This window comes from Methanothermobacter sp. EMTCatA1 (genome assembly GCF_002356395.1).
Lineage (GTDB): Archaea > Methanobacteriota > Methanobacteria > Methanobacteriales > Methanothermobacteraceae > Methanothermobacter > Methanothermobacter thermautotrophicus.
The window spans coordinates 1557169-1570000 of the sequence record NZ_AP018336.1 but is presented as its reverse complement, the minus strand read 5'-3'; the positions used below and the strand labels follow the sequence as shown (position 1 = coordinate 1570000).

The 12832-nt window shown below is 48.8% G+C and carries 17 protein-coding genes (1 of these 17 cut by a window edge); 9 read left to right on the top strand and 8 right to left on the bottom strand.

Annotation, left to right across the window (positions count from 1 at the left end; genetic code table 11):
• From mer to tca_RS08405, 3 genes are all read left to right on the top strand, one after another.
• Positions 1 to 554, top strand: the 3' portion of a protein-coding gene (gene mer / locus tca_RS08415; RefSeq protein ID WP_010877358.1) for a 5,10-methylenetetrahydromethanopterin reductase. The gene continues 412 nt to the left of window position 1, outside the view; 554 of the gene's 966 nt are visible here — the last part of the coding sequence; its start codon lies beyond the left edge, outside the window; its stop codon occupies positions 552 to 554.
• 192 nt (positions 555 to 746) lie between these two features.
• Positions 747 to 1811: an archaeosine biosynthesis radical SAM protein RaSEA gene (locus tca_RS08410; RefSeq protein WP_394339334.1), complete on the top strand. Its 1065-nt coding sequence runs from the start codon at positions 747 to 749 to the stop codon at positions 1809 to 1811.
• A gap of 32 nt (positions 1812 to 1843) precedes the next feature.
• A complete protein-coding gene (locus tca_RS08405; protein WP_286708854.1) occupies positions 1844 to 3157 on the top strand; it encodes an adenylyltransferase/cytidyltransferase family protein in 1314 nt (437 codons plus the stop codon).
• 4 nt (positions 3158 to 3161) lie between these two features.
• Here tca_RS08405 and tca_RS08400 read toward each other — a convergent pair whose 3' ends face one another.
• From tca_RS08400 to tca_RS08365, 8 genes are all read right to left on the bottom strand, one after another.
• A complete protein-coding gene (locus tca_RS08400; RefSeq protein ID WP_286708853.1) occupies positions 3162 to 3359 on the bottom strand; it encodes a hypothetical protein in 198 nt (65 codons plus the stop codon).
• 50 nt (positions 3360 to 3409) lie between these two features.
• On the bottom strand, positions 3410 to 4228 hold the full coding sequence (locus tca_RS08395) for an NAD(P)-dependent oxidoreductase (protein WP_286708852.1): 819 nt from the start codon (positions 4226 to 4228) through the stop codon (positions 3410 to 3412).
• Positions 4229 to 4241: 13 nt separating this feature from the next.
• A complete protein-coding gene (locus tag tca_RS08390) occupies positions 4242 to 4832 on the bottom strand; it encodes a cytochrome c biogenesis CcdA family protein (protein WP_286708851.1) in 591 nt (196 codons plus the stop codon).
• A gap of 4 nt (positions 4833 to 4836) precedes the next feature.
• Positions 4837 to 5190, bottom strand: a complete 354-nt coding sequence (locus tca_RS08385) for a thioredoxin fold domain-containing protein (protein WP_286708850.1) — start codon at positions 5188 to 5190, stop codon at positions 4837 to 4839.
• Positions 5191 to 5315: 125 nt separating this feature from the next.
• On the bottom strand, positions 5316 to 6176 hold the full coding sequence (locus tag tca_RS08380; protein ID WP_286708849.1) for a DUF89 domain-containing protein: 861 nt from the start codon (positions 6174 to 6176) through the stop codon (positions 5316 to 5318).
• 10 nt (positions 6177 to 6186) lie between these two features.
• Complete coding sequence (locus tca_RS08375; protein ID WP_286708848.1) at positions 6187 to 6387, bottom strand: MoaD/ThiS family protein; 201 nt, start codon at positions 6385 to 6387, stop codon at positions 6187 to 6189.
• 27 nt (positions 6388 to 6414) lie between these two features.
• Positions 6415 to 7332 (bottom strand): TIGR00269 family protein, encoded by a 918-nt coding sequence (locus tag tca_RS08370; RefSeq protein WP_286708847.1) that lies wholly within the window; start codon positions 7330 to 7332, stop codon positions 6415 to 6417.
• A gap of 58 nt (positions 7333 to 7390) precedes the next feature.
• Entirely contained in the window at positions 7391 to 8974 is a 1584-nt protein-coding gene (locus tca_RS08365) for a dihydropteroate synthase-like protein (protein ID WP_286708846.1), read from the bottom strand.
• 86 nt (positions 8975 to 9060) lie between these two features.
• On the opposite strand from tca_RS08365, the gene porC reads away from it, so the two are divergent.
• From porC to tca_RS08335, 6 genes are read left to right on the top strand one after another with little or no spacing between them, the layout of a single operon-like run.
• On the top strand, positions 9061 to 9594 hold the full coding sequence (porC, locus tag tca_RS08360; protein ID WP_286708845.1) for a pyruvate synthase subunit PorC: 534 nt from the start codon (positions 9061 to 9063) through the stop codon (positions 9592 to 9594).
• A gap of 5 nt (positions 9595 to 9599) precedes the next feature.
• Entirely contained in the window at positions 9600 to 9845 is a 246-nt protein-coding gene (gene porD / locus tca_RS08355) for a pyruvate synthase subunit PorD (protein ID WP_286708844.1), read from the top strand.
• An 11-nt stretch (positions 9846 to 9856) separates the two neighbouring features.
• Complete coding sequence (porA, locus tag tca_RS08350; RefSeq protein ID WP_286708843.1) at positions 9857 to 11008, top strand: pyruvate synthase subunit PorA; 1152 nt, start codon at positions 9857 to 9859, stop codon at positions 11006 to 11008.
• Positions 11005 to 11871 carry a pyruvate synthase subunit PorB gene (porB, locus tag tca_RS08345; protein WP_010877344.1) on the top strand — a complete coding sequence of 289 codons (867 nt, stop codon included), beginning with the start codon at positions 11005 to 11007 and terminating at the stop codon, positions 11869 to 11871. The genes porA and porB overlap by 4 nt, the downstream gene beginning before the upstream one ends.
• A gap of 6 nt (positions 11872 to 11877) precedes the next feature.
• On the top strand, positions 11878 to 12381 hold the full coding sequence (locus tag tca_RS08340) for a 4Fe-4S dicluster domain-containing protein (protein ID WP_173402643.1): 504 nt from the start codon (positions 11878 to 11880) through the stop codon (positions 12379 to 12381).
• A 1-nt stretch (position 12382) separates the two neighbouring features.
• Entirely contained in the window at positions 12383 to 12814 is a 432-nt protein-coding gene (locus tca_RS08335; RefSeq protein ID WP_010877342.1) for a 4Fe-4S dicluster domain-containing protein, read from the top strand.
• Positions 12815 to 12832: the final 18 nt, after the last annotated feature.

Below are 12832 nucleotides of genomic sequence, written 5' to 3'. Positions count from 1 at the left end.
GTGTGAAGGCCGTCCAGGAAAAAATCCCAATATACATGGGTGCACAGGGTCCAATGATGCTCAAAACAGCAGGTGAAATCTCAGACGGTGCTCTTATAAACGCATCCAACCCAAAGGACTTTGAAGCAGCAGTCCCACTCATAAAAGAAGGTGCTGAATCCGCAGGTAAGAGCCTGTCCGATATTGACGTTGCAGCCTACACATGCTGTTCAATAGATGAAGACTCAGCTGCAGCTGCAAACGCAGCAAAAATAGTTGTAGCATTCATCGCTGCAGGATCACCACCACCAGTATTTGAAAGACACGGCCTCCCAGCTGACACAGGAGCAAAATTCGGTGAACTCCTCGGTAAAGGTGACTTTGGTGGTGCAATAGGAGCAGTTGATGACGCCCTCATGGAAGCATTCTCAGTTGTTGGTACACCTGACGAATTCATACCAAAAATTGAGGCCCTCGGTGAAATGGGCGTGACCCAGTACGTTGCAGGATCACCAATAGGTCCAGACAAAGAAAAATCAATAAAACTCCTGGGAGAAGTTATAGCAAGCTTCTAATCCCAGAAAAATTTTATTTTAAACCCTATTTTTTTAAACTATCTGTTTTACACTACCTGTTAAGAGGCTACTTCTACTGAACTGAATAGAGATTCCCCCTCCAGAACTCTATGAGAATTTCCTTAGAGGACTGAATAAATTTAAATAACCTGAAAACAAACTAACACTAAAAACTGTTTTGAGATTCAGATGATGGATAGGCTAACATTCAAGAGCAGAAAAAGGGCTTTGAAGAGAATAAAAAGAAGAAGTCTCAGTGAGCTTGCAGCGAGCTGGGTTCAGGATGATCTCCTTTATTCTGGGAGGGGCCGGGCCCTCTTCATGATCCTTCCAACCATGGGGTGTTCCTGGGCCCTCTCAGAGAGCGGTGGCTGTAACATGTGCAGCTACATCTCAGACTCCTTCCTCGAACCGGTGAAGTCCAGTGAAATCACAGAAATCTTCGATGAAATCATGTCACGCCACGAATTTGATGATAGGATGGCTGTTAAGATATTCACATCAGGAAGTTTTCTTAACCCCGAAGAATTCCCCGAGGATGCACGGACCCATATACTTGAGAGACTCAGCAGGATTGATGCTGTTGAGGAAATAATCTTCGAATCAAGGCCCGAATATATTGAGGAGAATGTCCTTCGTGAATGCTGTGAACTTGTACCTGGCAAGATAGTTGAAGTGAGCATAGGCCTTGAGACCTGTGACGAAAAAACCAGACTCCTCAAGATAAATAAGGGTTTCACCGGCAGTGAATTTGAAAGGGGGATAGGCATCATCAGTGGCCTTAAAGATGAGTTCATGTTAAAATCCAAGGCATACATCCTGGTAAAGCCCGTGCTGGTATCAGAAAAAAGGGCCATAGATGAGGCCATTTCAACGGCCCTTTATGCTGAAAAAACCGGTGTTGATAGGGTATCATTCTGTCCATCCACTGTGCACAGGGGGACAATAATGGAGGACCTCTGGAGGAGGGGGTCCTACAGGCCGCCATGGATATGGAGCCTTGTTGAGATAATTAACAGAACCAGAGAGACCGTGTCAATACCGTCAATAATGGACACCTCAGGTTTCGGGACGTCAAGAGGCCCCTACAACTGCAAGAAGTGTAACCGGGACCTCAAGAAGCTCATAATAAAATCAAACCTTGAGCAGGAAATGGTTCCTCCCTATGAATGTGAGTGCAGGGAGCGGTGGAGTGCAGAGTTAAAATTCTCAGAACTCACGGGATCAACTGATATAAGGTACGAAGATTACAGCTAGTGATGGCACAATCAGGACAAAGACTGATTCACATGATAGGTATAAGCGCTGATTTTGACCCTGTACACCTTGGACACGCCAGACTCATAGAGAAGGGACGTGAAATAGCTGATGAAACAGGAGATGAGGTTGTTATATACCTTAACAAGGACTTCAGCGCAAATCACGCGCCCTTCTTCGTCCCCTATGAGGCCCGTAAGGAGATGGCCCTGAAGGCCGGAGCAGACAGGGTTGTTCCAGTTGAGGGTCTGCACCATCGCCTCACCCTGGCCTACACGGTCCCCATAAGAATAGCCATGATGATAGAGGATGGCGTTGTTGACTATGTCGACGCAGCCAACGTCTCAACAGACCTCATAATCAGAAAGGCAAGGGAGTTTGCATCCAGGGGAATTTTCAGTGGAATACCCCGTGAACTGCCAAACAGGAACGTTATAAGATGGTTTGCTGTCAATGAATTCCTCTATGGTAAGTACGGCCGTAAAATGAGGTTCCATATAATTCCAGAGCTCACTGCCGATGGTTCAAAGATTTCCGGTAGGGAAATAAGGCAGAAGATAATTGAGAACAACCTTCAGATCCCACCCGATGTTGAGAGGGTACTGCCCGATACAACCATCAGCATACTTGAAAGGGAAATAGAGAGGGGCACGGTTCCAGGCCGCAGAAACCTTGAAATTATAAAGGAAAGGATGAACAACCTGTCACAGGCCGATCTCATGGAAATAGCATATCTAAACGCTGATGCTGTGAATTCCATAGTTAAAAACCGGAGATTTTACAGGGAGAATCAGATATGGGCTGCCTTCAGAAAGGCAGGGTATGGACCTGTCCTCACAAGGCTTGCCATGAGTTCCATTGAGATGAATGTCAGGAGGTCCGAGGTGCGGGACCTGATCGAGCACTACACTGAGAGGGGCTGGATTCCTCCGGATCAGAGTGTGACAAATGTTATAAGGAGGGCGTGGTTCGTATCAGAGAGGGTTGCTGAGGGTATCAGCTCAAAAAGGGCCAATGAGATGTTCCAGAGTGGCAAACACAGAGTGAATCCTCCATCAAAGGTGGAGGCTGGTCTGAACCTGCGAAGGGATGAGGTTAAACTGGTCAGGGACGGTATGGATGCCAAACTATATGTTGACCGGCGGGGTGTACTCTCCTGTCAGATAAGGAATGGTGCAAAGATAAAAAGCCCCCTGCACCTGCCGGCCCAGATGGCAACCTATCTCAGACTCATAATAGACTCCCACATAATACCCTTCAGTGCAAAGGTTAAAAGGAGAAGGGGTGGATTCAGAGTCCTTATAAAAATCAATAACCAGAGAAAAACAGTGTCAGAGCCATTATGAATGTCTATTTTATCTTATCCCTCCGCTCCACCACCGGACATTTCCAGTCACGGCAGAATGTCATGACTATCATCTCAGACTCAGTCCTGATGTGTATCCTCCAGCATTCATCATCATATGAACTGAAGTCAATGTCGATGATCCTTTTACCCACAAGTTCCATGAGGTTTTCAGCGCACTCCCTCTCAAGGTCTGAACTCATTTCCTCACCGTAGAATAGTATCTATTTTCACACTTATAACTGCATCTAACTCAGAGGAATGCGTCGAGGGCCTCATCAAGCACATCCCTGTAATCGCCATCTGCAGATACCTCAACATCCTTCAGTTTATCAAATATCTGCATTATACAGGTGGGCATGATGGGATCAATGACCTCCGCCAGCATATCCTGGACCTCCTTCATCTCCTCATATCTTCTTCTGGCATGGATGCATGAACCTTTAAGCCTTGAAATCGCTGATTCCCTGAAATCATTGCCCTCAGTGTATTCAAGCATCTCAAGTACGTCCTCCTCGAGGCCCATCCTGTGGGCTGCGGTCAGTGTTTCCCAGAGAAGCGCTGAAACACCCTTTGTGTAGCTGCTCCTTAACATTTTAATCGCCGATGCATCCCCTGGTTCCCGTCCCCTCACTTCAATGTTCAATCCATATCTGCTGAGCTTCATGAACTCCTCTGCATCCCTTCCAGAGGCTATGATACGTACATCGGCGCCCTTTCGCCTCACACTGCCCATTATGGCTGCATCCACAAATCCTCCCTTTTCAATTAGGGACGATGCCATGCGCACCGTCTCAGGTGATATGTTGTTAATATCCACGTATATCCCCCTGACATGTCTGCCTGCCCTCCTTGCGGCATCCAGTGCAACACCGGGTGTTACTGCGGATATGACAACCTGGCATGAATAAACATCCTCCTCTGACGTTTCAGTCACACCCACTGTCCTGGCCCTCTCAATGGTTGATGGGCTTCTTCCCTCCAGTGATGTGACAACCTCCACCCCCCTGCTCCTTAAACGTGAAGCAAGGGTCTGTGCGACTTCGCCAAAGCCTATAAATCCAACTCTCAAATAATCACCCCTTTCATGGTAATGGAATAAGCTGATAAAGCATATAAATACCTGCAAGTACTATAAGTGCCCCTGAAGCCCTCCTAATATCCCTGGAGCCTCTCAGGAGTCTCCTTAATACTGGTTCAGCCAGGAGGGTCACTGCTATGAGGGTTATGGTAAGTCCCAGGGTGTAAAGTGCCATGTTAACAAGGGCCCCTGGGATCCCTGCATATGCTGAATATGCGATCACACCTATTAGGTAGGGGCTGTAGCAGGGAGTCCAGGCGATGGCCGTCAGTAAGCCCATGAGAACATGATTTTCTGCTGTGGGAGTCCTGAGGGATATTAAGGGTTTTTCTGATAGAACAAGAAGCCCCATGATGATCAGCATGATTGAAGCCGGGATTCTCAGGTAGAGGAGATAGTGATTAACTGCGGCTGTGAATATGGCTGTGAGGATTATTATGAAGAGAAAGAGGGATGAGAAACCTGAAAGAAAAAGGAACCTCTCTTTTCTGCTGCCGATGAGTGATTCTGAGAAGAGGACAGGTATGACGGGTAGAATGCATGGTGACAGGACTGATAGTATTCCAGCCGTGAATGAAATGATATGGTCCTGCATGATCCTACCCCAGATAGGATATGAGTTCATCGGGACTCATGTAGCCCTCCTTTCTTCCGATCTCATTTCCAGAGGGATCCAGTATTATTACCGTCGGGACCCCGTAAATTCTGTACCTCGAGGACAGCGCTGGACTGGTGTCAACATCGATTTTGACTGCGATGAAATCCTCTGCCAGCCTCCTCTGGACCTCAGTGTTCTGGAGTGTCTCAGATTCCAGTTTCTGACATGCCGGACACCATGGAGCAGAAAATACCATGAAAACATTTTTACCTGTCCTAGAAGCCTCCTTTATGGCTTCATCATGTTCAGTATACCATTTAAGGTCCTTTTTATCCGTCGTGAAGCTCTGAGGCACTCTGGGCTGGACTGTATAGATGATGAGTACAAGTGAGAGTCCTGCGAGAAGTCCGAATAGGGCCCATTTCCTTGCTTCATCCAGTTTACCATGCTTCCTTTCTGCAGTTCATGATGACCTCTAAATCAGATCTTAACAGCAACATTGTCACCCCTCGCAACACCCAGGTCCCTTGCGATTGCAGAGCATTTCGCATTTAGAAGACAGAATATGTCCCTGGAACCATCAGATATCTCTGTTAGGCCCTCATAGTTACCCATACCCTTAGCTATTACGAGTTCGGTTCCATCCAGCATGTCCCGGAATTCATCTGAGAGTTCACTGTATACGATGCCCACAGAGTCTGTACCCGTAGTTACGATTTCAGCAACTTCATCAAGGCCTGCTTCGAGGGCGTCCTCCATGCATGCATCATTAAGGATGGGTTCGCCCTTAACAGCGACCTTCACGCTTAAATCATATTCGGCCAGTTTTTCAATTAGCGGCCTGTCGAAGAGGATCTCACCTGTGTTGTCAAGGAGGTAAAGGACCTCTGAGGCCTCCCTGAGTCTATCTTCAAGTAGTGGGACATGGTTTATGGTGAGGGGTGCCCTGAGGGACTCATGGATACCCCTGTCATGATCGAAGTCAAGGCCCAGTGCCCCGAAGTCTATTATGTTACCTGTTATTGCCACCTTCACATGGCTCTCAAGGTCGCTGCGACCTTCAAGGTAGTCCCTTACAGTTGGGAGGAACCTCAATGCGATCTCATTGCATCTCCTCTTCTCATCAAGATATGGGTCCTCTGATCCTGTCATATCCTTTATGAGTCTGTGCATCCGGGTCCCGAGTTCATTTGATACCTGTCCCCTCCTGAACCTTTCACTGAGGAGTTCGAGTATATTTTTCATGACCCTCAGTTTGAGTTCCTCATCATCGGTTGCAAGGTCGAGGGCCTCCCTGGCCTGTCTCAGGAAACACGGTGCGCATTCATAGTATACCTTCATCCACCCACCTTTAACCGCCGTAGATAACCCTTATGACCTCGATGATATCCCCATCAGAGATCTCCTCTTCCTCTATGACTATTTCGCCGTTCTTTTTCACAACAACCGTTTCAATGGGAATTTCAAGCTCCCCGAGAACATCCTTTATCCTTAGTGGAGCCCCTGATTCAAGTATTTTTTTCCCGTCATCCGTGATTACTGTAAACTTCATCCCTATCACCTGCATACTGGAGTTTCATCATCTTTTCGTTAATTCCTCTATAAATGTGCATGCCTTGCAGAGTTTTCCTGACGCAGGTTCACCGCATTTGACGCAGATGCCTGATCTCCCTGATTCCGATAAATCCCTTCTGAGGATCTCCTTTATCCTGTCGAATCCTCTGAGTGTTGAGTACATTATGGTTGGGCGTTTCACTGATATCTGCTTCAGGAAGTCACCTATCTCCCTCCTGAATGAACCTGATGCATAGGGACACCCTGCGAGGTGAACGTCCAGGCCCCGTGCAAGTACATAGAGGGCCACCTCCTTCTCGGGTATCTCCCGCAGGGGCTTGATTTTTGGTATGAACCTTCCACCTGCAGATGATGTCATGGGGCCTATCCGTGTGAGGTTCTCGAGGTTTCCCTCAAGGTAATTCATGACTATTGCCTGGGTCTCATCGTCGAGGTTGTGGCCGGTTGCTATCTTCGTTGCCCTGCTCTTCCTGGCCTCCCTGTTAAGTATCCAGCGTCTGAACACTCCACAGTAGGTGCATGCACTCCGTGAGGGGTTTTCCATTATCTCATCCAGTGTTATTCCTGCATAGTCCTCCAGACTGACAACCCTGTGGGGTATGCCTCTGTCGGCACATATTTTCCTGGCGATCCTTACTCCATCCTCACGGTACCCGCCTATACCCTCATCGATGGTGACTGCCTCAAGTTCTATTATGTTTCTTTCCCTGAGTTCATCAAGGATGTCAATGACCATCACGCTGTCCTTTCCACCTGATAAACCGACAAGTACCCTGTCTCCACGTTCTATCAGCTTATATTTCCTTATATCCCTCATTACCTTTTTTCTTGTTGTCTCTATGAAGCAGTCACTGCAGAGTAGCTGTCCTGAGTATTTCCTGTTTATTATGACATCCTCTGATCCGCATCTGGTGCACTGCATGGTAAATCTCCTGTAAATTGTTAATGAAGTTGTATCAGGCCCCTTCACCCACTGTCTCCTAAATCCCCTCAAACGGGAATGACCTCTCAAATAGTTCAAAATCCTGGACATAATCTTTGCCTGTCCTGAGGGCTATCTCTGCCTTCTGAAGTTCGGCCCCTAGGTAGGCTGCATGTTCGAGTCTGCTTACAAGATTTCTATTTATGATCTCCTCATATAATTTTTTGGCGCTGTCTGATGTCAGGGCAGTTCTGGGCTCCATTCCCTGGTAGAGCACGGCCTTTATTCGACCATCCTCCACCATAATCTTGAAGCTTCCCATTTTGTCCCTCACGAATTTCATTCCTCCCTCTGCCTCAATGACCGGGACATCAACCTTCTCTATAACCCCTCCTGATCTCCTCTTGTCCTTGAACAGCACCAGGTTGATACCGAGGTCCTTTGGAACAGAACCCCGGTTTCTGGCAAGGAACATCATCTGTGATGCCACTGATAGTTCATAAACACTTCCACGGGCCTTCCCGCTCTCCTCGGGCGTGAACAGTATGCTGACACCAAGCTCCATCCCGAAACCTGCCAGGAGGGCGTTTACGCCTGTGGAGTCAGTGTCCAGGAGCTCCGTCACGTTACCCACACCAAAGAATATGGGGTCAGGATTCCTCTCTGCGTACATCCTGCAGGCCATAACCGAGTCAACTATGCTCCTGCTGTTTACAGGGTCCAGCACCGGGTCAGCTATGACATCTATGCCACTGCACTTCCTTTTAAGCTCCTCCAGGGCTTCAACCCTCTCCTCCACTGTCTCTGGGACCCATCCCTCACTGTAATCTGTTGGAAGGATCACCGCAGGCACCCCATGTTTCCTGAGGAGCGGCAGAACCTCCCTGTAGTTTCCCAGGTCGAGGCTCAGTATCATGTCTGCACCGCACTCCACTGCAGCCTCGATCTCAGGCGGGTTCAGACTATCCACGCTTACCGGCACCTCCCCTGCTGCTGAACGTGCTGTCCTTATTATCTCCGGTATGAGGTCAGAGTTGTCCTCACCGGCAAGCATTCCAAGGTCTATCATGTCTGCACCGCTTCTTATGAAGTAATCGATACGTTCCCTGAGCCTGCCCTCCTCCAGCAGGATGGGTGCATTGGCCACCTCGGCGAGGACCCTCATGGGGAAGTCCCTCCCGGTCGGTAAGCCCCCGACGAGTATGTTTTCATCCCTCTCAAGGAGGGTGCTTATCCTTCTTTGATCGTTCTCAAAGTCCTCTATGAACTGGAGGGCCCTCCTCCTCTGTTCCTCCTCTATCAGTTTGTCGGCGGGTTTTTCTGTTGAGAGTTCAAGTTCCCCCAGGAGGTCCAGAACTATGGGAAGGTCGGCTGCATCGGTGGGTCCCTTGTATGCAGGTATGCCTGTCCTCTCCCCAATAATCCCCACATCCTTGGGTATGAGTCCCGGGACGATCAGGATGTCAGGTACCCCATCATCCGAAAAGTTAATCTTCCCGATCTCAGATATTATCCTTCGAGGTGTTAAAAAAGCTGCTATGGGAGTGTCAGCAACGTGAACATGAACTTCATGCTCGGAAGTGGATGATGCTTCCCTTACAGTCTCTGATGCAAGTTTTCCTGTGATTATGAGGACTTTCATTTCATTACCCCCATTAATTTTAGTTGACCAACATGTATATATATTAAAAATTTATAATGATTAACAATGAGAAATGGAGGTAAACTATGATCGAAATTCGCTTTCATGGACGCGGTGGGCAGGGCGCTGTTACAGCGGCAGAGATTCTAGCTAAAGCCGCATTTGAAGACGGTAAATATTCACAGGCATTCCCATTCTTCGGTGTTGAGCGAAGAGGAGCTCCAGTTATGGCTTTCACAAGAATTGATGACTCGCCAATCAGGAGAAGGTATCAGGTTTATAATCCGGATTATGTTGTTGTTCTCGATGAGGGTCTGGTTGACGTTGTTGATGTATTCTCAGGTTTAAAGGATGATGGTGTTGTTGTGTTAAACAAGTCAGAGGACTTCCAGGGAGGGGACGTTAAGGTTCACACCATCGACGCCACAGGAATAGCGCTGGAGACCCTTGGAAGGCCGATTGTCAACACTGTGATGCTGGGTGCCTTTGCAGGTGTGACAGGCCTTGTAAGCATAGATTCACTCATAAAGATCATTAAGGAAACATTCCCTGGAAAGATAGGGGAGAAGAATGCTGAGGCTGCAAGGATGGCCTACGAAGAGATGAAAAACTCAGGGTGAACATGATGGAATCACTTGGAGCAACCGTTAGAAAGCCTGGAAGCACCGTTAAAAACAAGACCGGGAGCTGGAGGACATTCAAACCCGTTCTTGATAAGGACAAATGTATAGACTGTGACAACTGCATACTTTTCTGTCCGGAAGGGTGTATAAACAGGGAACATGAAATAGACTATGATTACTGTAAGGGATGCGGAATATGTGCAGAGGAGTGTCCCGTTAAAGCAATTAAGATGGAGAGAGAAAAGTAGGAGAGACTTAAATGGTTCTTAAGGTTATATCAGCAAATCAGGCCGTTGCAGAAGCAGCAAAGCTTGCAAAACCAAAGGTTATTCCTGTTTACCCCATAACACCCCAGACTTCAATTTCAGAGTACCTTGCAAAATTCGTGGCTGATGGAGAACTCAAAGCAGAATATATAAGGGTTGAATCAGAGCACAGTGCAATGAGCGCATGCGTGGGCGCTTCAGGAGCTGGAGTGCGGGTTTTCACCGCGACCTCCTCCCAGGGACTGGCGCTGATGCATGAGATAGTTTATGCTGCAGCAGGTCTCAGGAATCCCATCGTCATGGCAAATGCAAACCGCGCCCTCTCCGCACCCCTCAGCATATGGAATGACCAGCAGGATTCAATAGCAGAGCGGGACTCAGGGTGGATGCAGATATACGTTGAAAATGGACAGGAAGCCCTCGATTCTGTCCTTCTATCCTACAGGGTATCAGAGGACAGGGATGTTCTGCTGCCCAGTATGGTGTGCCTCGATGGGTTCATCCTGACCCACACCGTTGAACCCGTGGACATCCCCTCACAGGAGAATGTTGACAGCTTCCTCCCTGAATTCCAGCCCCGGGTCATCCTTGACCCTGATGAGCCCATGTCACTGGGTACCTTCACAGACCCTGACTATTACATGGAGGCCCGCTATGAGGTCGAGAAGGCCATGGAGCGCTCAAGGAAGATCATTGAAAGGGCATGCAGGGAATTCAGTGAAATGTTCGGCCGGGACTACGGCTTTGTTGAGGAATATCGCTGTGAAGATGCAGAAATAATCCTGGTGGCCATGGGTTCAGTCTGTAGCACCTTAAGGGAGGTCATCGATGAACTCAGGGATAAGGGAAAGGCCGTTGGACTACTTAAGGTCAGGGTGCACAGGCCCTTCCCTGCTGAGGAGATTAAAAGGGCTGTTAGGAACGCCAGTAAAGTAGCGGTCCTCGATAAGAACATAACATTCAGTGTTGGCGGAGCCCTTTACACAGAGATAAGTGCCCTGCTACGTGACAGGGATGTTTATGGATTCATTGTGGGCCTCGGTGGAAGAGACATAACACCCGCACACATCGAGGAAATAGTTAAAAGGACGGAAACCCCTGAAAGAAGCGTCACCTGGATCGGTCTCAAGGAGGAATCAGAATGAAAATACCTGAAGAAGAATTTCTGGCCCCAGGACACCGTGGCTGCGCAGGATGCGGTGCTACAGTTGGAGTCAGACTGGCCCTGAAGGTTCTTGGAAAGAACACAGTAGCAGTATCATCAACAGGTTGCCTTGAAGTTATCACCACACCCTATCCTGAAACCGCATGGAGAATACCCTGGATACATGTTGCATTTGAAAACGCCGCTGCAGTTGCATCAGGCGTTGAAAGGGCCCTTAAGGCAAAGGGAAGGGATGACGTTAACGTAGTGGCCTTTGCAGGTGATGGTGGAACAGCAGACATCGGACTACAGGCACTATCAGGTGCAATGGAGAGGGGTCACAACATCATATACATCTGCTACGATAACGAGGCCTACATGAACACAGGTATACAGAGGAGTGCCTCAACACCCTACGGTGCCTCAACAACCACGTCACCCCATGGGAAGGAGAGCTTCGGTGAGGACAGACCCAAGAAGAACATGCCACTCATAATGGCAGCCCATGGAGTGCCCTACGTTGCCACCGCATCAATATCATATCCTGAGGACTTCATGGAGAAGGTCAGGAAGGCCAAGGAAACCGATGGTCCGGCCTATATACACCTTCACCAGCCATGCACAACCGGATGGGGTTTCGATCCTGCGAAGACGGTGGAACTCGGAAGGCTGGCAGTCGAAACAGGGTCCTGGATACTCTATGAGATAGAGGACGGTGATTTCAGGGTCACCTACAGGCCAGTGCAGAGGAAACCCGTTGAGGAGTACCTAAACGCACAGAAAAGGTTCAGGCATCTCACAGAGGAACAGAAGGCCAGAATCCAGGAATACGTTGACAGTGTATGCCAGGAACTCAGGATATAGCGGGGGATGGAATTGCAGAAGATCGTTATTCAGCCAGAGCTCTGTGATGGCTGCAGGGACTGTGAAGAGGCCTGTAAAAAACTTTACGGTGCCTCCCGCATAATGATAAGGGAACTCGACGACGTCTATTACCCCATAATCTGCCAGCAGTGCGAGGACGCCCCCTGCAGAACTGTTTGCCCCACTGATGCAATTGATGATGAGGTGGACCCTGAGAGGTGCATCGGCTGCGGCCTCTGCATGGTGGTGTGTCCCTTCGGCGCCGTCGTCATGGAGGACCGTAAGGCCCAGAAGTGCAGCCAGTGCCCGGATCTTGACACCCCCGCATGTGTAAAGGCGTGCTCAAAGAGGGCCCTCAGCGTCATAGACACTGAGAAACTCAAACTTGAAAGGCAGAAGAAATTTGTATCACGGATGGCGGGTGTCAGCAAGGGCCAGAGGGGATCAGATATCCTCAGCATACTTACAGCAAAGAGAAAGGCCCGGCAGAAGCTTGAACAGGAGGACTAGAATGAGAGAGCTGGTTTCAAATCCAGAACTGTGCGATGAGTGCATGAAATGTGAGAGGATATGTCCAAAGAACGCCATCCGGGTTATAGATGGTGTTCCAGTTTTCTGCATGCACTGCTCACCTGAAAGGGCCCCCTGCCTCAACATATGCCCTGAGGATGCCATAGTCGAAGTGGATGGTGCTGTGGTCATCCTGGAGGACCGGTGCATCGGTTGCGGTCTCTGCCGGGACGCCTGCCCCGTGGGTGCCATAACCCTGAATGAGAGGGGTGTTGCAGTGAAATGCGACCTCTGCATCGACAGGGATAAGCCCCTCTGCGTAATGGTATGCCCCAAGGGCGCCCTCAGTGAAAGCTCAGAGGATATGATGGCTGCAAAGAGGGATAAAATAGCCGGGGAGCTCAAACGCCTGAAAAATCTGATGAAATATTAAACTAATTTTTTATGGTGA